This is a genomic window from Pseudidiomarina salilacus (assembly GCF_047323925.1).
GTDB lineage: Bacteria > Pseudomonadota > Gammaproteobacteria > Enterobacterales > Alteromonadaceae > Pseudidiomarina > Pseudidiomarina salilacus.
Map to the genome: position 1 here is coordinate 1,476,034 of NZ_CP178751.1, position 23,503 is coordinate 1,499,536.

At 52.5% G+C, this 23,503-nt stretch carries 17 protein-coding genes; 4 read left to right on the forward strand and 13 right to left on the reverse strand.

All coding sequences use genetic code 11. The annotated features are described in order from the left end of the window. Positions 1-82: 82 nt before the first annotated feature. On the forward strand, positions 83-436 hold the full coding sequence (locus tag ACJ8W9_RS07060; protein ID WP_411360745.1) for a hypothetical protein: 354 nt from the start codon (positions 83-85) through the stop codon (positions 434-436). 19 nt (positions 437-455) lie between these two features. Here ACJ8W9_RS07060 and ACJ8W9_RS07065 read toward each other — a convergent pair whose 3' ends face one another. Beyond that, positions 456-1,154 (reverse strand): hypothetical protein, encoded by a 699-nt coding sequence (locus ACJ8W9_RS07065; RefSeq protein ID WP_411360746.1) that lies wholly within the window; start codon positions 1,152-1,154, stop codon positions 456-458. Between the two features lie 37 nt (positions 1,155-1,191). Further along, a complete protein-coding gene (locus ACJ8W9_RS07070) occupies positions 1,192-2,106 on the reverse strand; it encodes a LysR family transcriptional regulator (RefSeq protein ID WP_411359170.1) in 915 nt (304 codons plus the stop codon). A gap of 223 nt (positions 2,107-2,329) precedes the next feature. On the opposite strand from ACJ8W9_RS07070, the gene ACJ8W9_RS07075 reads away from it, so the two are divergent. Next, positions 2,330-3,454 carry an efflux RND transporter periplasmic adaptor subunit gene (locus ACJ8W9_RS07075; RefSeq protein ID WP_411360747.1) on the forward strand — a complete coding sequence of 375 codons (1,125 nt, stop codon included), beginning with the start codon at positions 2,330-2,332 and terminating at the stop codon, positions 3,452-3,454. Then, positions 3,454-6,543 carry an efflux RND transporter permease subunit gene (locus ACJ8W9_RS07080; RefSeq protein WP_411360748.1) on the forward strand — a complete coding sequence of 1,030 codons (3,090 nt, stop codon included), beginning with the start codon at positions 3,454-3,456 and terminating at the stop codon, positions 6,541-6,543. Before ACJ8W9_RS07075 ends, ACJ8W9_RS07080 begins: the two co-directional genes overlap by 1 nt. Here ACJ8W9_RS07080 and ACJ8W9_RS07085 read toward each other — a convergent pair. The 11 genes from ACJ8W9_RS07085 to ampD form a co-directional block, all read right to left on the reverse strand. After that, the gene (locus tag ACJ8W9_RS07085) at positions 6,540-9,656 is read right to left on the reverse strand and encodes an efflux RND transporter permease subunit (RefSeq protein WP_411360749.1); all 3,117 of its coding nucleotides are present in this window, start codon (positions 9,654-9,656) and stop codon (positions 6,540-6,542) included. The two genes, ACJ8W9_RS07080 and ACJ8W9_RS07085, sit on opposite strands and share 4 nt — an antisense overlap. Further along, on the reverse strand, positions 9,646-10,923 hold the full coding sequence (locus ACJ8W9_RS07090; protein ID WP_411360750.1) for an efflux RND transporter periplasmic adaptor subunit: 1,278 nt from the start codon (positions 10,921-10,923) through the stop codon (positions 9,646-9,648). Before ACJ8W9_RS07090 ends, ACJ8W9_RS07085 begins: the two co-directional genes overlap by 11 nt. A 43-nt stretch (positions 10,924-10,966) precedes the next feature. Then, positions 10,967-11,341 (reverse strand): hypothetical protein, encoded by a 375-nt coding sequence (locus ACJ8W9_RS07095; RefSeq protein ID WP_411359175.1) that lies wholly within the window; start codon positions 11,339-11,341, stop codon positions 10,967-10,969. A gap of 50 nt (positions 11,342-11,391) precedes the next feature. After that, positions 11,392-13,467, reverse strand: coding sequence for a M13 family metallopeptidase (locus ACJ8W9_RS07100; protein ID WP_411360751.1), 2,076 nt, complete (start codon positions 13,465-13,467; stop codon positions 11,392-11,394). Between the two features lie 158 nt (positions 13,468-13,625). Further along, positions 13,626-13,910, reverse strand: coding sequence for an encapsulin-associated ferritin-like protein (locus ACJ8W9_RS07105; protein WP_411359177.1), 285 nt, complete (start codon positions 13,908-13,910; stop codon positions 13,626-13,628). 213 nt (positions 13,911-14,123) lie between these two features. After that, positions 14,124-15,551 (reverse strand): dihydrolipoyl dehydrogenase, encoded by a 1,428-nt coding sequence (gene lpdA, locus ACJ8W9_RS07110; protein WP_034731399.1) that lies wholly within the window; start codon positions 15,549-15,551, stop codon positions 14,124-14,126. Between the two features lie 89 nt (positions 15,552-15,640). After that, positions 15,641-17,407, reverse strand: coding sequence for a dihydrolipoyllysine-residue acetyltransferase (gene aceF, locus ACJ8W9_RS07115; protein WP_411360752.1), 1,767 nt, complete (start codon positions 17,405-17,407; stop codon positions 15,641-15,643). Positions 17,408-17,428: 21 nt separating this feature from the next. Continuing rightward, a complete protein-coding gene (aceE, locus tag ACJ8W9_RS07120; RefSeq protein ID WP_411359180.1) occupies positions 17,429-20,098 on the reverse strand; it encodes a pyruvate dehydrogenase (acetyl-transferring), homodimeric type in 2,670 nt (889 codons plus the stop codon). A gap of 9 nt (positions 20,099-20,107) precedes the next feature. Continuing rightward, on the reverse strand, positions 20,108-20,863 hold the full coding sequence (gene pdhR, locus ACJ8W9_RS07125; protein WP_411359181.1) for a pyruvate dehydrogenase complex transcriptional repressor PdhR: 756 nt from the start codon (positions 20,861-20,863) through the stop codon (positions 20,108-20,110). Between the two features lie 198 nt (positions 20,864-21,061). Continuing rightward, positions 21,062-21,898 carry a regulatory signaling modulator protein AmpE gene (ampE, locus tag ACJ8W9_RS07130; RefSeq protein ID WP_411359182.1) on the reverse strand — a complete coding sequence of 279 codons (837 nt, stop codon included), beginning with the start codon at positions 21,896-21,898 and terminating at the stop codon, positions 21,062-21,064. Beyond that, positions 21,899-22,450, reverse strand: coding sequence for a 1,6-anhydro-N-acetylmuramyl-L-alanine amidase AmpD (gene ampD / locus ACJ8W9_RS07135; RefSeq protein WP_411360946.1), 552 nt, complete (start codon positions 22,448-22,450; stop codon positions 21,899-21,901). 100 nt (positions 22,451-22,550) lie between these two features. On the opposite strand from ampD, the gene nadC reads away from it, so the two are divergent. After that, positions 22,551-23,417, forward strand: coding sequence for a carboxylating nicotinate-nucleotide diphosphorylase (gene nadC, locus ACJ8W9_RS07140; protein ID WP_411360753.1), 867 nt, complete (start codon positions 22,551-22,553; stop codon positions 23,415-23,417). Positions 23,418-23,503 lie beyond the last annotated feature (86 nt).

Below are 23,503 nucleotides of genomic sequence, written 5' to 3' on the forward strand. Positions count from 1 at the left end.
AGAAATAAACCTTTCACACTTCCTGGCTATCCTAATAAACAGAAACTACTCTTATTGATTAGGTCACGTGGGGGGCCTTTATATGAAAACAACATTTGGTTCTACTTTAAAAGGAGTCTCTGCTGCATGTTTGCTTGCAGCTTCGTTCACTACCGTTCACGCTTTTGAGGTTGAGCAATTGGTTCTCAAGCCTGACGCTGTTTATACCTTTACCTATTCGCAGCAATCGTATCAAGGCTCGCTCGATCACGAGCTCGATATAGCACAACAAAACATCATGGCAAGCGTACGCGCGGATTCTCTCGCTCATGCAAAAAATGAGCTGGCACTGTCTGGCGAGCGCCTCGCCAATGACGCGCGCCTAGCCGACACGGCTGGTGGCTCGACGCCAAACCTAGCGCCGTGGCGCGCAAGTGCTTTACGGACGTTTTTATAATTCCCAAATCGTTAAGTAATTAACGACTCGTCTCAGCTGCACAGCTTGGTGCAGCTGGGTCGCTTGTGTCGCAGGAGACAACAACCTTGCAGTTTGCACAAGTAGGGTCCCAGCGTAAATCGAACACTGGTACACCAATACGTCCAAGCGCTTCGTTGAACTTAGCAATACCCGCTTCGCTTGAAAACATGTAAGTACCGCCAACGTCATTACGATGAAGTGGCAATTTATTACCATCAGGACCGTAAATAGCGATGGCCGAAAGCACACGAGGTTCTATTCTGGCCGTTGGCATTTCTATCACTGCATAACTCCCATCGGGGAACTCAACCCGATGCTGTGATCCAGCTAACACATCAAACGGCGATAGGTTTACAAGTTCACCGACGCTGGCCATGACTCCCGACATCATCGACTGGAATGCACCTTGGTTGACTGCCCAGTCATGTCGCGCTTGGGTGTTTTGCATCGTTGCGAACATAAAGATATCCCACATGCCTGTATCTTCTAGAACGATCGGCTGTTCTATCGCCTCATACAATGATTTGAGTGCCGACTGTAAATTGGCTGGAACATCGACTGCAACCAAATGGTACGCTTCGCCCTGCAGATTTTTTGGATCCTTGTTGTTCAGCGACATCACGCCCGTCCAACTGTAGACCGCGCGTTGTGGAATATTAACGATAGAGACCAAACCTGAACCACTCGAGTGCAACACATTGATGGCTAATTGTCGCGCATCAAACTCAGAACACTCATTGCATATAATCGTTTCTAACGGAGTCGCTGCTTTTAGAAAAAAACTGCCAAATCATTTCTTCTACTGGACCCGCGATTCTCTCCGCGGAGCGCACCAAATGCACCTCCAGATTTACGTGAGTCAAGAATCCTGCAATGTCGATGCGCACCAGACTTCCTCGTTCGAGCGCGTCGCCAATCAAATCACCTGGGATAATTCCCCAACCCATACCGGCCAACAACAGTTCCCGCTGGGTAATAGAGTCGTTTACGCGAATGCGCTGCTGACTCGGAATGCGCATGATCTGATCAAGGTCGATGCCGATGTCTTGGTTCTGTGGAATCAGCATCGGTAACTCGAGTAAATCTTGGCGTTGCAGTTGCTCAACCGCAACGTCTCCTAATAATTCCGGCGCACAGACAACCCACAATTCAAACGGGCGTACCCGCACGGTTTCAAAGTCGCCATGTTGACGAAAGATCGGCAACCAAGGGCAAAGTGCAAGCTCTGCTTCGCCTTCACGAATTCGACGCAGCGCACGCAATTGTGATTCACCGCTTAAAAGCAACTCAGTCGCAGGAAACTGCTCCTGCACCTGCTGCAATACCGGAAACAGCACCGCCGGCGCGCAGGTGTAATCGTAGGTGATGTGTAACTGCGGCTCAGCGCCCGTTTGCAATTGTGCCGCGAGAGAATGCAAGCGCTGATGCTGCTTCACCACCTCTCTTGCTTGCCGCAAGAACTGCCGCCCCTGCGCCGAAAGCGTCAAACGATAGCCGCTACGATCAAACAGTGGCACTCCAACATCCTCTTCTAGCCCTTTCAGGGCCATACTCACCGCGGCTTGTGTGCGATGCATGCGCTCCGACACCGCCTGCACCGAGCCAGTCTCTGCCAACAGCACCAACATCTCCAACTGATTCAGTTTCATCTAACCCCCAATAACGGTTTTCGTCCGTCGTACGCTTCGCTGTTCGTCCGTTCAGCGTTGCTTTACTATTCGAACAACGAACAGCGCATCGCGCGTACGAACAGCAAAGCGCACGAATACCGATTCAGAATTTCTTATGTTGTATTTAATTTTTATTCAGTATTACTTTACATTTTAATTGGCTAAACTGTCATCAGTTAATGGCAAATAGTAGGGTTGAGCGATGCGGTTGTGGCAACAAATTGGCCGACAAATTGGCAAAAAGAGGGCTGCCCTTTTTATGGTGTTAAGCCTTGCGGGCTGTGGTCCAGCGGTTGTGGAAAATGGCGATAATGCACCAGCAAACAACAATGCGGTGCAGCCGGTGAAGTTGTTGACGGTGGGTGAAAACACCGATGCCCGCTTTCGCGATTTTCCAGCAGTGGTGGAAGCAGCTCAGGTGGCGCAGTTGGGCTTTCGGGTAGGTGGCGAAATTAGTAGCTTCCCTGTTAAAGCTGGCAACGAGGTGCAACAAGGCGATTTGATCGCCAAGCTTGACCCTACCGATTACCAATTAGTGGTCGACCAAGCACAAGCCCGCTTCCAACTGGCGCAAACTCAATACGACCGCACCGAGAGTCTCGCCGAGCAAGGGGTGATTTCGCAGCAGCAATTCGATGAAGTCAAAGCTAACCTGCAAGTCACTCGCGCCAATTTAGAAACGGCGAAGGCTAATCTGCGTTACACGGAGCTGCGCGCGCCCTTCGCTGGCACCGTTGCCCATGTCTTTGTCGAAGCATTTGAAACGGTGCAGCCGCAGCAACCCATTGCCACGCTGCAAATGGATGATGCGATTGATATCAGTATCAACGTGCCCGAACAGTTGTTTGCGCGGGTGCAACGCAGCACCGACTATCAGCCCGATGTGAGTTTCGCCGCCAATCCTGAGCAACGCTACCCAATCACGTTGAAAGAATGGGATACCACGGCCGATCCGGCCACCAACACCTATAAAGTGGTGTTCACCATGCCGAAGCCGCAAGATCTCAACCTATTACCAGGTATGTCGGCCACAGTGCATGTCGATACGCAAGCGGTTGCTAACAAGCCACAATCAGGTATCAGTGTGCCCACCAGTGCGGTGTTCTCCGAGCCAACAGAAGCAGCCGCTGCTAAGCCACGAGTTTGGGTTTATGATCCACAATCACAACAAGTGCAGCAGCGCGAAGTAACCACAGGTATGGTCACGGGCGATGCCATAGAAATTATTGCTGGACTGCAAACGGGTGAACAAATCGTTGTCGCTGGTGTGCACGCGCTCAGTAAAGGACAAAAAGTACGGCCTTGGGTTAAAGAGCGAGGTCTGTAATGGATATCGCACGTTATAGCATCAAACGCAGCACCACTAGCTGGATGCTGCTGCTTCTCCTGCTGGTAGGCGGTGTGTTAGCGCTTACCAACATAGGTCGTCTCGAAGACCCCGAGTTCACCCTCAAAAAAGCCATGGTGATCACCACCTACCCCGGAGCCACCGCGCAGCAGGTTGAAGAGGAAGTCACCTACCGCATTGAAAATGCCATCCAAGAGCTCGGCAACGTTGATCATATCAGTTCTATTTCGAAGCCCGGGCTGAGTCAAATTACCGTAGACATGAAAACCACTTTGCGCGCCAAAGACATGCCGCAAATTTGGGATGAATTACGCCGTAAAGTGAACGATGTTACCCGGCGTTTGCCGCCGGGAGCTGGTCAGCCCATGGTGCGCGATGATTTTGCCGACGTTTACGGCATTTTGTTGGCGATAAGTGGCAAAGGCTATAGTTACGAAGACATCAAAGACTACACCGATTTCTTGCGCCGTGAATTGGTATTGGTCGACGGTGTCGGCAAAGTCACTGTCGCCGGTGAGCAACAAGAAGAAGTGGTGGTGGAGATTTCGCGGGCCAAGTTGGCGAATACCGGTATTAGTCCGCAGCAAGTGTTAAATCTGCTGCAAACGCAAAATGCGGTAAGCGATGCGGGTCGCGTGCTGAGTGGCGAAGAACGTATCCGCCTGCAAACCAGTGGTGAGTTTGCCAATGTGAATGACTTGGCTAATCTCATGATCAGCAATCCAGGTGCTGAACAACGCATTTTGTTGCGCGATGTCGCTACGGTCAGTCGCGAATACCAAGAGATTCCAACACATTTGGTGCGCTACGAAGGGCAGCCCTCATTGTGGCTCGGCATCTCGTTCGCCAGCGACGTCAACGTGGTTGAAGTCGGTCAGCGTATCGAGCAGCGGCTGCAAGAACTGCAGTACGCTCAGCCCGTCGGCATGCAGGTCGCGGCGATTTATGACCAGCCCGCCGAAGTCGATCGTTCGGTAAAGAATTTCTTGCTCAACCTCGCCGAAGCTGTGGCCATTGTGGTGGTAGCGCTATTGCTTACCATGGGTTTACGCAGCGGGGTGTTGATTGGCAGTGTGCTACTGATCACCGTGTTGGGTAGCTTTATCTTTATGTATTTAATGGATATTCAGCTGCAACGGGTCTCGCTCGGCGCACTGATTATCGCGCTCGGCATGCTAGTGGATAATGCAATCGTCATTGCCGAAGGGATGTTGGTCGGCGTGCGACGTGGTTTGTCGCGCCTGCAAGCGGCCAGTGAAATTGTGCAGCAGAATAAATGGCCACTGCTTGGCGCAACTGCGGTTGCCGTCATCGCTTTTGCGCCTATTGGTTTATCGAAAGACGCCAGCGGTGAATACGCCAACTCACTGTTTTGGGTGTTGCTCATCTCGTTACTGTTGAGCTGGTTCACGGCCATTACGCTAACGCCATTTCTTGGTAATATTCTTTACCGCAAAGACGCCCGAGCCAGATCTGCGAAAGAGCAACCAGAAGACGACGATCACGTTTACAATCACTGGGTATTTCGTGGCTATCGCACACTCCTACATAAATTCTTAGCTTGGCGCAAAACCACCATGGTTGCCATGGTCGGCTTGTTAATACTCGCGGTCGCTGGCTTTACTACGGTGAAACAGTCGTTTTTCCCGCCGTCAACCACACCCATGCTATTTGTTGACGTTTGGTACCCTGAAGGCACTGATATTCGGGCAACCTCTCGCCGCTTGCAGGATTTTGAAGCCTATCTAATGCAAGAGTTTCCGGAGCTCACTTATGTCGCCAGCACTGTCGGCCAAGGCGCACCGCGCTTTACCCTCACCTACATGGTAGAAAAAGCATACGAGAGCTATGGTCAGGTGATTCTACGCGCCAGCGACACCGAGAAATTACGGCAAGTACATGGCGCCATTGAAAGCTACCTGAAAACCGAACAGCCCGATGTCGAATTTAAGCTCAAACCGGTGGAAATGGGCCCTTCGCAAACCGCCAAAATAGAAGCTCGCTTCAGCGGTCCTGACCCTTTGGTGCTGCACCAATTGGCCGCCCAAGCCGAAGCGATTATGGCGCAAGACGACGGTATTCGTAATTTGCGTAACGATTGGCGCCAGCGCAGCAAAGTACTGAATCCAGAGTTTAACGAAGCAGCCGCACGCCGACTTGGCATCACTAAGGCGGACGTCAATGACGTCTTAAAACGCAATTTCAACGGGCAAAATGTCGGCTTATTCCGCGATGGTACCAACTTACTCCCTATTATCGTTCGGGCACCCGCAAACGAACGCCGTGAAATCGCCGATTGGGAAGAATTACAAATCTATTCCCAGGCGTTGCAGCAGCATGTGCCGCTGGCGCAAGTCGTCAACCGCATGAAGCTCAGCGCTGAAGATCACTTGATCCTGCGCCGCGACCGCAAACGCACGCTCACGGTCATGGCCGATCATGACATTTTTGGTGAAGAAACGGCAGCCATGGTGCTCGAGCGCATTCGCCCCGACATTGAAGCCATTGAGCTACCCTTAGGTTACAGCCTCGAATGGGGCGGTGAATATGAAGCCTCACAAAAAGCTACTGGCGCAGTATTCCAAGCGCTGCCCTTGGCCTTTGTGGTGATGTTTATCATTACCGTGTTGCTGTTTAGCTCGATTCGTCAGGCGGGTATTTTGTGGACCACAGTGCCGCTCAGTATCATCGGCGTTACCCTCGGCCTCGCCCTAAGCGGTCAGCCGTTTGGCTTCATGGCGTTACTCGGTTTCTTGAGCCTGTCGGGCATGCTGATCAAAAACGGTGTAGTGCTGCTCGAGCAAGTGCGGGTCGAACTTGCCAGTGGCAAAGAACGCATCAAGGCATTGGAAGATGCCGCGGTCAGCCGCGTACGCCCGGTCCTCATGGCTGCAGTCACGACGATTGTCGGCATGATCCCACTGCTGTTCGACGCCTTCTTTGTCAGCATGGCAGTGGTGATCATGTTTGGTCTCGGCTTTGCCACTTTACTGACACTGATTGTGGTGCCGGTGATGTACGCGCTGGTGATGCGCGTACCGCCTGCCGACACCAATAGCAACAGTTAAGCCAAGCGCCGGCGGTGCCAAAGCCAATACACCGCCGGTAACACCAACAGCGACAGCAACGGCGCTACCACCATACCGCCAATCATCGGCGCCGCGATGCGTTGCATGACTTCTGAGCCGGTACCTTGGCTCAGCATAATCGGCAGCAAGCCAGCAATAATGGTAATGACCGTCATTGCTTTCGGCCGTACTCGCAACACTGCGCCCTCTTCGATTGCATCGTATAAGCTCGCTTGCGTGCGCGCTTGTCGGGCGCGCCAGGCGTTATTCAAATACAACAACATCACCACGCCGAACTCAGCCGCGACACCCGCTAAGGCAATCATACCGACGCCGACCGCAATCGACAGGTTGTAACCGAGCCACCAGATAAACCACAGCGAACCCGTAAGCGCCAACGGCAGTGTTGCCATGATCAGCAGCGCCTGTTTAAACGAACGAAAGGTAAAATACAGCAGTATCAGAATAACCGCTAAGGTGGCGGGTACCACTTCCTGCAGTTTCGCTTCGACACGTTGCATCGACTCATACTGCCCTGACCATGCGAATGAGTAGCGCGGCGGTAATTCATAATCGGCCAATAGCGGCTCAGCTGCAGCAATCACCTCACCCACTGGCACCTCGCTATCAACGTCAATAAACACCCAGCCCGTTGGACGTGCGTTTTCACTGCGAATCATCGCTGGACCGTCGGTCACTTGTACGTCTGCGACCTGTTCTAAGGTGACCCAAGCACCACTTGCACTGAACAGCGGTAACTGCTTGATGCGCTCAAGGTGATCACGCAGCTCGCGCGGATAGCGCAAAGTGATTGGGTAACGCTCGGTGCCTTCTACCGTTTCAGCAATTTGCGCACCGCCGATGGCAAATTGAATTACCCGCTGAATACTGGCTTGGTCGATACCGTAGCGTGCCGCTTCTGCCAAGCGCGGACGGATCTCTAAATAGCGCCCCGACGCGGGCCGTTCGGCATATACAGAAGCAACCCCGGCAACGCCTGACAAGCGCTCTTCAAGATCACCGCCAATGCGCTGAATTTCGGCCAACGATGGTCCCGCAATTTTCAGCCCCAATGGCGTTTTTAGACCCGTTGAGAGCATATCGATACGGGTTTTGATCGGCTGCACCCAGGCATTGGTAATACCCGGCACCTGCACCGTTGCATCGAGCTCGTCGATAATAGCTGGCAAGGTAACACCGTCGCGCCATTCGCTTTCGGGCTTCAACTGAATAGTTGTTTCAAGCATGGTTAGAGGCGCTGGATCGGTGGCAGTATCGGCGCGGCCAGTTTTGCCGAAAACACGTTCCACCTCGGGCACTTGCTTGATCAGACGGTCGGTGCGCTGCAACAACTCGGCCGCCGCTTGTGGGCTAATACCCGGCAAGGTCGTTGGCATATACAGCAAGTCACCTTCTTGCATGGTCGGCATAAACTCACTGCCCATTTTACTCAGTGGGTAGTAACCACTCACTGTTACTACCAGCGCCAATAAAATAACTGTCTTCGGAAAACGCAACACACCATGTAAAACAGGACGATAGAGCCAAATCATGGCACGCGTGAGCGGATTACGTTGTTCACTCAAAATGCGCCCGCGCACAAAATAGCCCATCAATACGGGCACCAAGGTAATCGCCAGCAAGGCCGCGGCAGCCATGGCAAAAGTTTTAGTGTACGCCAACGGCGCAAACAGACGACCTTCTTGGGCTTCGAGCGAAAAAACCGGAATGAAGCTCAAAGTAATAATTAACAATGACAAAAACAGTGCTGGACCAACTTCAACGGTGGCTTCACGAATCACGCGCCAGTGCGCTGCACCCGTGGGTGGCTGGCCGTGTTCTTCGCGGTAGTGTTGCAAGTGCTTGTGGGCATTTTCCACCATTACTATTGCCGCATCCACCAGCGCGCCGATGGCAATGGCGATGCCGCCCAAGCTCATGATGTTGGCGTTGATGCCGAGCCACCGCATCACGATAAAACTCATCAGCACCGCTAGCGGCAAGGTGATGATTGCGACTAAAGCGGAACGCAAATGCAGCAAAAACAGTACCGTGATCAACGCCACAAAGGCCATTTCTTCCAGCAGTTTAGTGGTCAAGTTATCTACCGCACGATGAATCAAATCAGAGCGGTCGTAGGTCGGCACAATCTCCACACCATCGGGCAAGCCTTGCTGTAAAGTCTTGAGCTTATCGCGCACTCGCTCAATGGTTGCCAGTGCATTCTCACCGTGGCGCATCACCACAATGCCACCCACCACTTCGCCCTCACCATTGAGTTCAGCAATGCCGCGACGGCTAACGGGCCCCCGCCGCACGGTGGCAACATCTGCCAAAGTCACCGCATTGTAGGCGGCGCTGGTCACTGGCAAGGGCAGCTCACGCAGTTCCTCGAGCGATTGAATGTAACCCGTACCGCGCACCATGTATTCGGCTTCAGCCATCTCGACAATGCCGCCACCGACTTCCTGATTCGCAGCGGCTATGGTGTCTTGCACTTGCGCAAGTGTCAGCCCGTAGGTTTGTAACCGGTAGGGGTCGACCACGACCTGATAGGCCTGCACCATGCCACCCACGGTGGCGACTTCGGCGACCCCTTCAACACTTTGCAGTTCCTGCTTTAAGAACCAATCTTGCAGGCTGGTAAGCTCACCCAAATGGCGCTGCCCAGTGCGATCGACCAAGGCATATTGAAACACCCAACCGACGCCACTGGCATCGGGACCGAGCCGTGGGGTGATGCCATCGGGTAAGCGCTCCGCAGCTTGATTCAGGTACTCCAGCACGCGACTGCGCGCCCAATAAATATCAGTCCCCTCTTCAAACAAGATATATAAATAGGAGTCGCCGAAAAATGAATAACCGCGAACTTCGGTCGAGCCGGGCACCGCGAGCATCAGGTTCGCCAAAGGCCATGTCACCTGCTCTTCTACCAATTGCGGCGCTTGCCCGGGGTACGGTGTTTTGACAATCACTTGCACGTCAGACAAGTCGGGAATCGCGTCTAACGGTGTGGTGGTCATCGCGCGCCAGCCAAACCACGCAGCAAACAGCGCAGCAATCAGCACCAGCAATCGATTGCCGAGGCTCCAATCGATGATTTTAGTGAGCATGGCCGCTGTCCTCAGGGGTTGCTTGACCGCTTAAACGACTGGCTTTCAAGCTGGCTTCGGAGTCGAGTAAGAACTGACCGGAAGTGACCACGCGCTCGCCCTGTTCAAGACCGTGCAAAATCTCAGCTTGGTCACCTACGATCAGGCCGACATGCACTTCGCGTTGTTGAAAACTAGTGTCAGCGGTTTGCACGATCACGCGATTGTCGCTACCGGTTAGAATCAATGCACTCAGTGGCACTGCCAAGACGTCGCGTTTGGGCCCACCATAGAGTTCAACCTGCGCTTGCATGCCGACTTGCAACCCAGCGCCAGTAATGTTTTGCGGTAGCTGAATGCGCACGCGCTGGGTGCGACTTTGCGCGTCGAGTTCTGGATAAATATAGTCAATACGGGTCTCATAACCGTTCAAACCGGCCTGCGGCAAGGTCACATCGACAAAAGCGTCAGGTTCGAGCCACGAACTATAGCGTTCAGGCACATCGGCGATGAGCCAAGCGCCGTCGGCACCGGTTATGGTGAGCAACTCAGTGGCAGGTTCGACATACATCCCCTGTGCGACCTTTAATGTCGTGATAACGCCCGCGTGTTGCGCATACACCGGCACCCGATACAAGATTTCTTGGCTGGCTTCGAGCTGCTTAATTTGCTCCGTAGTAAGGCCGAGTAACTCAAGTCTCAGGCGTCCATCGCGCAACAAACGCTTGGCCTGCGCCGGTGCCATCGCACTCGCAGCATCGAGTGCTTGCAGAAAATCCTGTTGCGCCACCACTAACTCTTTGCTGTAGATGCTATAGAGCTTGTCGCCGACGTTGACCTGTTGCCCTTCGCTGCGTACGTGCAACTCTTCGAGCCAGCCTGCCGCGCGCGGATGAATGTGCCAGCGTGCATTGTCGTTCCATTGCACCGTTGCCAACGTCGGGTAATAGCGCCATAAGGTCGTCGGCGCAACTACGGCTGTGGTCACGCCCAAGTTTTGCTGCATCTGCCCGCTTACCACCACATCGACTTCTTGGGTCGGGCGTTGCGGCTCCAAATCCATGCCACAAATAGGGCAGGTTCCGGGTTCGTCACGGACAATGTGATTGTGCATTGGGCAGACATACTCCACCGCAGTCTCATCGCTAAGCTCCCGCTCGGCTGAGGTGACTTCTTGTAGCGATTGCTCATGCTGCGAATGATCGTGTGATTGCAGTGCTTGCGGCGCATTGACAGCAAACAGCATCAAGATGGCAACGAGGCCACAAATCCAACGTGAAAAAGGCATAACAGACTCCTGCAAAAACGAAACTGAGAAAAAGGTTCAGTTGTTAAGCAGGCATAGGTGGACGTTCGAGACGGTCCTTACGGTGAATCGCGGGTTCGGCGCTCAGGCGCCATGGCTGTACAGAGGAGAAATGGCTCACCAGTGCGAGGCTTGGTAATAAACCAAGTGCACTGGCGCCACAAAAATTTTGGCAGGTATCACAACTGCCGTCGCAATCCATTGCCGCCGCAACCATTTCAGTTGCTGCAGCAGCGTCATCGCAACAGGCATGATCTGTCGCCATGTCATCGTTACTGGCGTGGTCCATCATCTGCATCGCTGCATGCTCTGCGCCAACAGCAGGCGCAGGGGCATGCGCTGACACCTGCAAAGGCGCCAGCAACAAGCTAATGATAAGAAGTCCAATCACGTATTTCATGACGGCAGTTTAGCACATACCTTTTTATTGATGCACGTTACCCGTTGCGGTTACCAAATAGTAACGCGCTCTTCAGGCGGCAAGTACATGTCGTCTTCAGGCTGCACGTTGAACGCTTCATAAAACGCAGGAACGTTCACAACCGTACCGTTCACCCGATAGAACGCCGGTGAATGCGGGTCGCTCAGCACTTGGTTACGGGTATATTCGTCACGCTGCTTGGTTTGCCAAACTTGCGCCCAACCTAAGAACACCCGCTGCTCGCCAGTAAAGCCGTCGAGCACTGGTGATGCTTCACCGTTCAGCGAATCGGTGTAAGCTTTGTAGGCAATGGTCACACCGGCTAAGTCGCCGATATTCTCACCTAGCGTCAGTTTGCCGTTCACGAACACGCCTTCTAGCGGTTCATACAGGTCATACTGCGCTGCAAGTTGCGCGCCACGCTCGTCAAAAGCTTCACGGTCAGCGTCGGTCCACCAGCTTTGCAGGTTACCATCACCATCGTACTTCGAACCTTGGTCATCAAAACCATGGCCGATTTCGTGGCCGATAACGGCACCGATACCACCGTAGTTGACCGCATCTTCAGCTTCTAAGTTAAAGAATGGTGGTTGCAAGATACCCGCTGGGAACACGATTTCGTTGCGCACTGGGCTGTAATACGCGTTGACCGTTTGCGGCGTCATGCCCCAGTCTTCTTCTTTGACTGGCTGACCGATTTGGCTAATGTTGTACTGATAATCGAACTCAGCAGAACGCTTGTAGTTGCCCACTAAATCATCAGCAGCAACGGTGAGCGCTGAATAATCACGCCACTCGCTTGGATAACCGATGTACGGAGTGAATTTGCTTAGTTTTTCCAAAGCTTTTTCTTTGGTCTCTGCGCTCATCCACTCTAAGCCCTTGATCGATTCACCATAAGCTTTAATGAGGTTATCGACCAAGGTTTCCATGCGCTCTTTTGCTTCTGGTGGGAAGTATTCAGCGACATAAAGCTGGCCGAGAACTTCGCCCAAGGCACCGTCGGTGGCATCTACGCCCCGCTTCCAACGCGGCTCTTGTTCTGGCGTACCGTTCAGCACTTGGCCGTAAAACGCGAAGCGGCGATCACCGATTTCTTCGCTCAAAGCATTGGCGAAGCTGGTGGTCAAACGCAGACTCATGTACTGCTTCCACGTTTCCAGCGGCACATCGGCAAACATACTGCCAAAGCTTTCAAAATAAGACGGTTGACGGACAATCGCTTCTTCAACGGTCGCAAGCCCAGCAGCTTCGGTATACGCGCCTACGTTGAATGAACCAAACAATTCTTTGAGCTCATCCATCGACTTTTTGTTGTAGGTGTTATCAGCGTTGCGGCTTTCGACGCGGCTCCACTGTACTTCCGCAAGCTTAGTTTCAAGTTCTAGGATCGCATCAGCGGCGGCTTCGGTGTTATCCATACCCACTAGCGCTAAAATATCCTTGATGTATTCGCGATAAGCCGCACGGATTTCTACCATCTTTTCTTCGTCTTTCAGGTAGTAATCACGGTCTGGCAAGCCCAAACCTGATTGCGACATATACATGGTATTCACTTCAGGGTTTTTCGCATCAGCGTAAACGTAGAAGCCAAACGGTGAACTCACGCCGTATTGGGCCAGCTCAGCAAAATGCGCGGCCACCTGGTCGTGATTTTGCAATTGCGCAATCGCTTCAAGGTCTTCTGCAATAGGCTCATAGCCCAAGCTATTCAGACGCTCAGTGTCCATGAAACTGTTATAGAAGGCACCGATTTTATCAGCGTTCGAACCTGGCTCAGGTGAGCTGGCGGCAGCTTCTTCAATGATTTTTTTCAGCCGCGCTTGGTTCTCGTCGCGCAACTCGTTGAACGAGCCAACCCGTGAACGATCCGCTGGAATTTCAGTTTTCTCAACCCAACCGCCATTTACGTAGGTGAACAAGTCATCTTGCGGACGCACTTCAGTGTTGAAGTCGTTGAGGTCCAAGCCAGATGTCAGTTGTTGCTGCTCAGCAGCTTGTGGCTGTTCGCTGGCGGTGGTTTCGGTTTGGCTATTCTGTGGTGAACAGGCGGCAACGCCAAGGGCTAACGCCACGCTCAGCGCTAAAGTACTAACTTTACGCATAACTCCCTCTTTCAATGCAAAAGCGTTTTTCGCTAATCGTCCGCTGCGCTGTTCGTATGCGCTCCGCGCTGTTCGGAGTGCCTCGAATAGCGAACGCAGTGAGCGGACGAACAGTGAGGCAAAGCCGAACGTACGACTATCGAAAAACGGGTTTTTTGTTAATGCCCTATCACTTCTTCGGTGAATAGGTACTCTTTGAGCTCTTCGTCAAACTTTTTATCGCGCCGACGGATCCATTCTAACGTCATCGCAGCGTGCTCTTTTTCTTCATCACGATTGTGGATGAGAATCTTCTTCAGCTCTTCGTCTTTGCAGACATCGATGCGTTGGTTGTACCAATCGACAGCTTCCAATTCTTCCATTAGTGAAATGATGGCACGATGCATGTCGCGGGTATCGTCCGACAGCAGTTCGTAGGGTTCATGATAACCTTCGTTTGCCATAACACGCTCCTTTTTGGGTAAAAAGTTTGTCGTTGAGTGCTTCTTTACCTTACGGGATGCGGCGTACTTGTACAACTCAAATGCGCTGTCTCATATCGATTTGATTGGGTGATTGGTCGCAAACAAAAACACCGCGAGGCCGAGGCGCTCGCGGTGTTTTGTTATTCGACCATCGAAGGTGATGGTGATTTAGACCCGTGGTAGAACCACGGGCTACTTTTTCTTGGCTTTTTTATTCGGTAAGTCGGTGATCGAGCCTTCGAACACTTCTGCCGCCAAGCCTACTGATTCATGCAGGGTTGGGTGGGCGTGGATAGTGAGCGCGATGTCTTCGGCGTCACAACCCATTTCGATGGCCAAACAGATTTCGCCGAGCAACTCACCGGCGTTTGAACCTACGGTCGCACCACCGATGATACGGTTGTTTTTATCAAACAGCAGCTTGGTCATACCGTCAGTTGCGCCCTGCGCAATGGCACGGCCAGAGGCTGACCATGGGAACACGGCTGCTTCGTACTCGATACCTTGCTCTTTCGCTTCTTTTTCGGTCAAACCAGCCCATGCTACTTCTGGGTCGGTGTACGCTATTGAAGGAATCACTTTCGGATCGAAGTAGTGTTTCTTACCAGCGATAACTTCTGCGGCAACGTGGCCTTCATGTACAGCTTTGTGCGCCAGCATCGGTTGGCCAACCAAATCACCAATCGCAAAGATATTCTTCACGTTGGTGCGCATTTGCTTATCAACTTCAATGAAGCCGCGGTCTGTAACTTTCACACCAGCTTTGTCTGCACCGACTTTGGCACCATTTGGTGCACGGCCAACGGCTACGAGCACGGCGTCGTACTTGACTGGCTTATCTGGCGCGTTGTCACCTTCGAAGGTCACGTAAATACCGTCTTTCTTAGCTTCAACTTTAGCGGCTTTGGTGTTCAACATGATATTGTCGAACTTGCCCTTGATGCTCTTCATGAACGGCTTAATGATATCTTTGTCGGCTGGTGGGATCAGCTGATCGGTCATTTCGACCACATCGATTTTCGAGCCCAAAGCGCTGTACACACAGCCCATTTCTAGTCCGATGATACCGCCACCTAAAACGAGCATGCGGTCAGGTACGAAACGCAGTTCAAGGGCTGCAGTTGAATCCCAAATGCGCTCGTCATCATGCGGTACGAATGGCAATTTAATTGACTGTGAACCGACTGCGATAATGGCGTGTTCGAAGTTGATCACGGTTTCGTTGCCGTCGCTGTCTTTGACTTTCAACTGTTTGTCGCTGGCAAATTCGCCGTTACCCGTTACGACTTTGACTTTGCGCATTTTCGACATTTGGCCCAAACCGCCGGTCAATTGACCGATGACTTTTTCTTTATGCTTGCGAATTTTGTCGAGGTCGATTTTTGGCTCGCCGAAAGCCACACCTTCGTCGGCCATGTGCTTCGCATCTTCGATGTGCTTGGCAAGGTGCAATAACGCTTTTGATGGAATACAACCCACGTTCAAGCATACCCCACCAAGGGTGCTGTAACGCTCAACTAAGACGGTTTCTAAACCTAAGTCAGCGGCACGGAAGGCTGCTGAGTAACCACCAGGGCCAGCACCGAGTACGACTACTTGGGCATTGATTTCTTTGCTCATGACGACCTCTTACTTTCGTAGAATCTTTGAGAATTCGGTTAAAATTCGCGCGGGGCGGATTATAACAGCCCCGGCGCGATTTGTTTAATTTAAAGAACCAGTTTGCGAATATCTGACAACACGTTGCACAGATACACACTAAAGCGTGCAGCAACCGCACCGTCAATGACACGATGGTCGTACGACAGGCTAGTCGGTAGCATCAAGCGTGGCTCAAAGTCTTTACCGTTCCATTTCGGTTTCATTTCACTTTTCGACACACCCAAAATTGCGACATCTGGCGCATTCACAATCGGCGTGAAGGCGGTACCGCCAATGCCACCAAGGCTCGAAATTGAGAAACAACCGCCTTGCATATCTTGTGCTTTTAACTTGCCGTCGCGCGCACGCGTGCTAACGTCTACCAGCTCTTCGGAAAGTTCGTAAATGCCTTTCTTGTCGACATCGCGAATCACTGGTACCACAAGGCCTCCAGGGGTGTCGACGGCAATCCCGATGTGAATATATTTCTTCATAATCAGGTGCTCGCCGTCTTCGTGCAGTGACGAATTAAACACCGGGTATTCTTGTAGTGCTTTGGCAACGGCCTTCATGATGAACACCAATGGGGTGATCTTCACGCCGTCTTTTTTCTTCGCTTGCAGTTCGTTTTCTTGCTTGCGGAACTGTTCAAGCTCAGTGATATCGGCTTCGTCAAATTGCGTCACATGAGGGATGGTGACCCAGTTGCGATGCAGGTTCGGACCCGAAATTTTCTGGATGCGGGTCAGCGGCACTTCTTCGATTTCGCCAAATTTGCTGAAGTCGACTTTTGGCGGTGCAATCACTTGCAAGCCACCACCGCCTTGAGCAGTGCCTGCTGACGCAGTCGCTTTCGGGCGCGACAGTTCGTACTTAACGAATTCTTGCACGTCTTCTTTAAGGATGCGTTCTTTGCGACCTGAGCCTTTCACTTGGTTCAAGTCAACACCGAATTCCCGCGCTAAACGACGCACCGCTGGCGATGCATAGGCGAGGCCTTCAGCTTTGCCTTTGCGGTCCAATGGGTGATCGGGCACCGGTGGTGCTTTGCGATCGCCGCTGGCGGTGGTGCGGCCGCTGTCTTCAATTTTGCGGGCTGACCCGGACGGGGCTGCCCGTTCTGCATCGTCGCCAGACGATGCATCGGCGCCAGCCGACGAAGATGACGATGCGTCTGCCGACGAAGATGACGAGGCTCCCTCCGACGAGGTGATTTCTAGTTCGATGACCAATGAGCCTTCTTTAACTTTATCACCGGTTTTCACGGCCACGGATTTAACCGTACCAGCTTCTGGCGATGGTACATCCATGGTGGCTTTGTCGGTTTCGAGGGTGATCAAGCCATCTTCTTTGGCGATACTGTCGCCTTCGCTGACGAGTACGTCGATGACGTCGACTTCACCATCGGTGCCGATGTCTGGCACGTGAACTTCGATGGTTTTCGTCGTAGGGGCTGATTTGGCATCGGTGTCGTCTGCTTGTTGCCCCGTACTAGAAGTACGGGCTACGTCGTCAGACGATGCGTCGGCGTCAGCCGACGAATCGGTGTCAGAATCAGCATTGGCGTCGTCGGCACCGTCATCCGAACCGTCGTCGCCCGCTGCTTCGAGCATAGCGATAAGGTCGCCTTCGCTGATTTTATCGCCGACGCTGACTTTGATCTCGCTGACTTTGCCGGCGAATGGCGCTGGAATATCCATCGATGCTTTATCGCTTTCGACGGTGATGAGGCCGTCTTCGGCCTCAACGCTATCACCCTTGCTGACAAGGATTTCAATGACTTCGACTTCGTCACCGCCAACGTCGGGTGCGAGTACTTCTTTTAAATCTGCCATAGTGGTCTCCGCTCCCGTTGCTTATGCGTACAGTGGATTGACTTTGTCGGTGTCGATGCCAAAGTCTTTAATCGCTTGCGCGACAACTTTGCTGTCGATATCACCGGCTTTCGCCAATTCCGCGAGGGCCGCAACAACAATGTACTCAGCGTTCACTTCGAAGTGACGACGCAAGTTTTCACGGCTGTCTGAACGACCGAAACCGTCAGTACCTAGCACACGATACGGCGTGGGTACCCAAGCGCGAATTTGGTCCGCGTACAGTTTCATATAATCGGTAGCCGCAATGGTTGGGCCTTTGGCTTTTTCCAACAACTTGGTGACGTACGCCACTTTCGCTTTCTTGGTTGGATTGAGCATGTTGTAACGGTCAACGTCGAGACCTTCACGCGCCAGCTCGTTGAACGAGGTTGCGCTAAATACCGTGGCGTTGACGTCGTATTTGTCAGCCAAAATTTCAGCGGCTTGACGCACTTGCTGCAAGATGGTGCCTGAACCCAGCAACTGAACTTCGCCCGCTGCTTTCTTGGCTTTGTGCGTTTCTAGCTCATACATACCTTTGACGATGCCTTCTTCGACACCTTCCGGCATTTCTGGCTGCTGGTAGTTCTCGTTCATCACCGTCAAGTAATAGAACACGTTCTCTTGTTCACCGAACATACGACGCATACCGTCTTGCACGATAACCGCAACTTCGTAACCGAACGTCGGGTCATAGGTCACACAGTTTGGCACCGTGTTGAACAAGATGTGGCTGCTGCCGTCTTGGTGCTGCAGACCTTCGCCATTCAAGGTAGTACGACCGGCGGTACCGCCGACCAAGAAGCCACGGGCTTGGCTATCGCCGGCGGCCCAGACTAAGTCACCCACACGTTGAAAACCGAACATCGAATAATAGATGTAGAACGGAATCATCGGCTCGTTGTTGGTCGAGTAGCTGGTCGCTGCCGCCACCCACGATGCCATGGCCCCCAACTCGTTGATACCTTCTTGCAAGACCTGACCTTGCTTGTCTTCGCGGTAGTAAGCTACTTGGTCAGCATCTTGTGGTTCGTACTTCTGGCCTTGGCTCGAGTAAATACCCACTTGACGGAACAAGCCTTCCATACCAAAAGTACGAGCTTCGTCAGGAATGATCGGTACGATACGCTTGCCGATTTTCTTGTCTTTCAACAAGGCGGTAAGTACGCGTACAAACGCCATAGTGGTGGAGATTTGACGGTCACCTGAACCTTTCAATACAGCATCGAAGGCTTTCAATGCAGGTACTTCGATTTCGACATCAGTGTTGGCGCGACGCACTGGCATATAGCCTTTGAGTGCTTCACGGCGCTCGCGCATGTACTTCATTTCCGGACTGTCGTCTGGGAATTTATACAACGGGATGTCTTCTAACTCGCTGTCTTTAATTGGAATGTTGAAACGGTCACGGAAGTGTTTAATCGCGTCCATGTCCATTTTCTTCACTTGGTGCGCGATGTTTTTACCTTCACCGGCCGCACCCATACCATAACCTTTTACGGTTTTCGCCAAGATCACCTGTGGGCGACCTTTGGTGTTCACCGCTTTGTGATAGGCCGAGTAAACTTTTACTGGATCGTGGCCACCACGGTTCAAACGCCAGATATCTTCGTCTGACAGGTTCGCAACCATAGCTTTGGTTTCTTCAGTTTTGCCAAAGAAGTGCTCACGGGTGTAAGCGCCACCTTTCGCTTTGTAGTTTTGGTACTCACCGTCGACGCTGTCTTGCATGATTTGCGCCAGCTTACCGTCGGTGTCTGAGTACAACAGTGGGTCCCAGTAGCGACCCCAAATTACTTTGATTACTTCCCAGCCGGCGCCACGGAAGGTGCCTTCGAGCTCTTGAATGATCTTGCCGTTACCGCGTACTGGGCCGTCCAAACGCTGCAAGTTACAGTTGACGATAAAGGTCAGGTTGTCGAGACCTTCACGGGTCGCCAAGCTGATGGCGCCCAGTGTTTCTGGCTCATCCACTTCACCGTCGCCTAAGAATGCATAAACGCGCTGGTTCGAGCAGTCTTTAATGCCGCGGTCAGTCAAATATTTCAGATAACGAGCTTGATAGATGGCTTGAATCGGACCCAAGCCCATCGATACCGTTGGGAACTGCCAAAAATCTGGCATCAATTTCGGATGCGGGTACGAGCTCACGCCTTGACCGTCAACTTCTTGACGGAAGTTGTTTAGCTGCTCTTCGCTGATGCGCCCTTCAAGGTAAGCGCGGGCATAGATACCTGGCGACGCGTGACCTTGAATAAACAGGAAGTCACCACCGTCTTGCTCATTGGGCGCACGGAAGAAGTGATTAAAGCCGATGTCGTACAGCATGGCTGACGAGGCGAAACTTGAGATGTGGCCACCTAGCTCCAACTCTTTTTTCGACGCCCGCAACACCATTGCCAACGCATTCCAGCGGATGGCCGCACGAATCCGCGCTTCCATACTCTGGTCGCCAGGCATGGTCGGCTCTTGACTGGCCGGAATGGTGTTCAAGTAAGCAGTGGTCGCCGCATACGGCAAATAAGCGCCGCTACGACGTGCTTTCTCAATCAATGATTCCAACAGGAAATGGCCACGCTCAGGACCATCTTCTTCTAACACGACTTCGAGGGCGTCGAGCCACTCGCGTGTTTCCTGTGGATCAAGGTCGTCTTTCAAATGGTCAGTCATACTTTATCCTTACCCAGTTTGCGTTCGACGTAATGACCGCTGTAACCGCGACTGTTCACGGTTCGAAGCCAATAACGCTTGTTCAATAAAGGCTAGCAGCTGATGACACATTTCGCGTGCCTGATCAGGGTCGCCGGCCTCGATAGCAGCGACTACCTGCTGCCGATGTTCATGTAATTGCTGCATGACCCCAGGCTTGTGCGCGAGGTCTTGCAGGTTTTGCAGAATATTTTTCATTAACAGTGGCTGCATACAGCGCACTAGATGTAAGAGGATCACATTATGCGATGCCTCAGCGATGCGCAGGTTAAATTCGGTGAGTGCTTGGGCTTGCGCGGCAAGCTCCGCTCCCGGGTCCTGCTGAATGCCTTGGAAACTTGTTTTGATTTGTTCAAGGTCGAGTGGCGTACCACGCATCGCCGCGTAATAAGCTGAGATGCCCTCAAGCGCGTGGCGAAACTCCAGTAAGTCGAATTGTGACTCTGGATGCTGGGTCAGCAAATCAAGCAAGGGTTCCGCCACTCGTTGCTGCATGTTATCGCAAACGTAGGTGCCACCACCTTGACGTCGCTCAAGTAAACCGCGCGCTTCAAGCTTTTGAATGGCTTCGCGCAAACTCGGACGCGACACTGAAAATTGATGCGCAAGATCCCGCTCCGACGGCAGGCGCTCGCCAGCTTGCAGAGTACCGTCGACGATCATGGCCTCGATGCGCTGCATAATGACGTCGGACAGTTTGGTCGGTTGTATGCGGTCAAATGACATCGTAATTCGTACGCTCACTTTGTTCGCTGTTCGTTATTCGTCCGCTCCGCTGTTCGTGCGCTCACTGCGGTCGCTCTTCGAAAAGTGCGAAGCACGGGCGAATAGCGAAGCGTACGAAGACCGAACTCCGAAACTGGTTCATTGGTCTTACCAACGGTATTTTAGACTAAACCGCTAGCGAACCCAAACTTTTCTTTGTTAGAACCAGCCGATGATCGTTAACACAGCGAGTAAGACGATGAAAAACAGTAGGTTACGCTTAACTAAGGCGACAGTGGTCAGAGCAGTCGAGGTGATATCATCCTCGTGGCGTTGTTCCAGATCATCAGCCGCTGCCGCAACTTTACCAAGGGCTTCCAGATTATGCTGGGGCTTATTGCCGATACTATTGAGCCACACCGGTAACGCCTTGCTGAAGTTGCCCACCATCAAGAAGCCAGCGGTCATCACTCGGGTTGGTAACCAATGCAGCACGAACTGTAATTTGCGCCAACTGGCGCTATGGTGATGGCGCATATCGCGCAAGGTGGCATAAATCAGCACACCAAAAATGCCGAACAATACATAGTAGAGCAGCGGCGCAAAGTAATAGCGTAAATGAATCCACAGCAGTAATTCATGCACTGGCGCGGCGTCGTGGCGTCCCGCGGCACGACGTAACTGGCGCAATTGTTCAGCGGCACCTGCGGTGTCGCCATCGCTGGCGGCGGCTAGATAAGCCCGATACGCTTGCCGAGCTTGTCCACATTGCATGGTCGCGAGTAGTGCTAGCACGCCCACGGAGAAACTTAACAGTAGCGAGTCAAACAAGGCGACGATGAACACAATGATCAGTGCGGGTAGCACCGCCCACACGATATCGCCCAGTAAATGTTGGCGCCATTCGGCAATCTTACCTTGCCCGTCGCGACCCATTTGGGTTTGCTTGCTTTGCCATTGCTGCCAGCGCAACACGATGCGCCGCCAATGGAAATTGCGACTCAGCGTCACCGAACGTTCGAGCGAATAAGCGAGCAAAATCGCCAATAATGACATTTACAGTTCCTCGTTCAATAAGTTGCGGAAACGCTGCCAGTCAAAGGCTGGACCCGGATCCGTTTTGCGCACTGGCGCAATGTGCTGATGCCCGACAATACGCTGCCGCGTCAACAGCGGATAGGTTTGCACCAAAGCCGCGGCAACTTTTGCCAGTTGTTGATACTGCTCTTTAGTGTAGGGCTCGGTGTCGGTTCCCTCAAGTTCAATGCCAATGGCAAAATCGTTACAACGGCGCCGCCCGGCATAATGAGACACTCCAGCATGCCAGGCACGCTTATGGAACGGCACATATTGCACCATGCGCCCGTCGCGGTGAATGACAAGGTGCGCTGAGACCTTTAAGCCCTCAAGCACGTCAAAGGTCGGATGCGCATTGATGTCAATAGTGCCCATAAAGAGCTGATCAATGTAAGGCTGACCAAACTCGCCCGCGGGTAGGCTGATACCGTGCACGACCAGCACACTGATGTCGTTCGGGTCGCTACGCTCATCGTGATGGGGAGACAGTTTTTGCTCCGCCGCAGCTAATTGTCCATTTTCGATTTTCATCGCTGTCATCGGTTTTCGTGGCTAAAAACGGTGGCATCATTGTCACCCCCTTCGCCAGCCATTACAATACGCCTTCATTACGACCCTAAGGATGTTGCTCATGGATACTCGCGTACAACCCGCCCTGCTTGCCGCCGACCGTAAACACATGGTGATGCGCGCACTCGAGGAAGACCTCAATGGCCTCAGCGGCGATTTGGATATTACCGCGCAGTTGATTCCTGCCGAGCAACAAGCACATGGGCGCATTATTACCCGCGAGCCAGCGGTGATTTGTGGCGTTAACTGGGTCAATGAAGTATTTCTGCAGCTCGGCGACGAAGTCAGCTTGCAATGGCACGTCGCTGATGGCGATCGCGTTGAACCTAACCAGCTCTTGTGTGAACTGCGCGGTCCAGCGCGCGCCATGCTGACGGGCGAGCGCACCGCATTGAACTTTCTGCAGACACTTTCTGGCGTTGCCACTCTTACCGCCTCTTATGTGAAACACCTCGAAGGCTCGCACACCAAGTTGCTCGATACCCGCAAGACCATTCCCGGCCTGCGCACCGCATTAAAATATGCGGTTGTTTGTGGTGGCGGCAGTAATCATCGCGTGGGCCTTTATGACGCCTATTTGATTAAAGAAAATCATATAATGGCGTGCGGTTCGATTGCAGCTGCGGTCAGCGAAGCACGACGTTTACACGCCGACAAAACCGTTGAAGTTGAAGTCGAAAACCTTGAAGAGTATCAAGCAGCCTTAGCAGCAGGCGCAGATATTATCATGCTAGACAACTTCAGCTATGAGGATATTCGTACTGCTGTTAAGTCTAGGTCAAAAAATATTCGCTTGGAAGTATCTGGAAACGTCACAATAGAACATTTGCAAGAGCTGGTAAGTACTGGAATTGATTACATTTCTTCAGGCGCCTTAACAAAACACGTGCAAGCTATTGATCTTTCCCTTCGAATTTCAGATGTATAACTATTGACGAAACCCTTACATCTGCTATGTTTAATCTGCAGTGCGCAAACCGCAGACGTGGTCTATTCTACGTTTGAGGGATGCCA

Excerpts from the sequence above, each read along its gene's own strand:
- ACJ8W9_RS07060 (WP_411360745.1), top strand. The coding sequence starts at position 83 with ATGAAAACAACATTTGGTTCTACTTTAAAAGGAGTCTCTGCTGCATGT.
- ACJ8W9_RS07070 (WP_411359170.1), bottom strand. The coding sequence starts at position 2,106 with ATGAAACTGAATCAGTTGGAGATGTTGGTGCTGTTGGCAGAGACTGGC.
- ACJ8W9_RS07075 (WP_411360747.1), top strand. The coding sequence starts at position 2,330 with ATGCGGTTGTGGCAACAAATTGGCCGACAAATTGGCAAAAAGAGGGCT.
- ACJ8W9_RS07080 (WP_411360748.1), top strand. The coding sequence starts at position 3,454 with ATGGATATCGCACGTTATAGCATCAAACGCAGCACCACTAGCTGGATG.
- ACJ8W9_RS07085 (WP_411360749.1), bottom strand. The coding sequence starts at position 9,656 with ATGCTCACTAAAATCATCGATTGGAGCCTCGGCAATCGATTGCTGGTG.
- ACJ8W9_RS07090 (WP_411360750.1), bottom strand. The coding sequence starts at position 10,923 with ATGCCTTTTTCACGTTGGATTTGTGGCCTCGTTGCCATCTTGATGCTG.
- ACJ8W9_RS07095 (WP_411359175.1), bottom strand. The coding sequence starts at position 11,341 with ATGAAATACGTGATTGGACTTCTTATCATTAGCTTGTTGCTGGCGCCT.
- ACJ8W9_RS07100 (WP_411360751.1), bottom strand. The coding sequence starts at position 13,467 with ATGCGTAAAGTTAGTACTTTAGCGCTGAGCGTGGCGTTAGCCCTTGGC.
- ACJ8W9_RS07105 (WP_411359177.1), bottom strand. The coding sequence starts at position 13,910 with ATGGCAAACGAAGGTTATCATGAACCCTACGAACTGCTGTCGGACGAT.
- lpdA (WP_034731399.1), bottom strand. The coding sequence starts at position 15,551 with ATGAGCAAAGAAATCAATGCCCAAGTAGTCGTACTCGGTGCTGGCCCT.
- aceF (WP_411360752.1), bottom strand. The coding sequence starts at position 17,407 with ATGGCAGATTTAAAAGAAGTACTCGCACCCGACGTTGGCGGTGACGAA.
- aceE (WP_411359180.1), bottom strand. The coding sequence starts at position 20,098 with ATGACTGACCATTTGAAAGACGACCTTGATCCACAGGAAACACGCGAG.
- pdhR (WP_411359181.1), bottom strand. The coding sequence starts at position 20,863 with ATGTCATTTGACCGCATACAACCGACCAAACTGTCCGACGTCATTATG.
- ampE (WP_411359182.1), bottom strand. The coding sequence starts at position 21,898 with ATGTCATTATTGGCGATTTTGCTCGCTTATTCGCTCGAACGTTCGGTG.
- ampD (WP_411360946.1), bottom strand. The coding sequence starts at position 22,450 with ATGAAAATCGAAAATGGACAATTAGCTGCGGCGGAGCAAAAACTGTCT.
- nadC (WP_411360753.1), top strand. The coding sequence starts at position 22,551 with ATGGATACTCGCGTACAACCCGCCCTGCTTGCCGCCGACCGTAAACAC.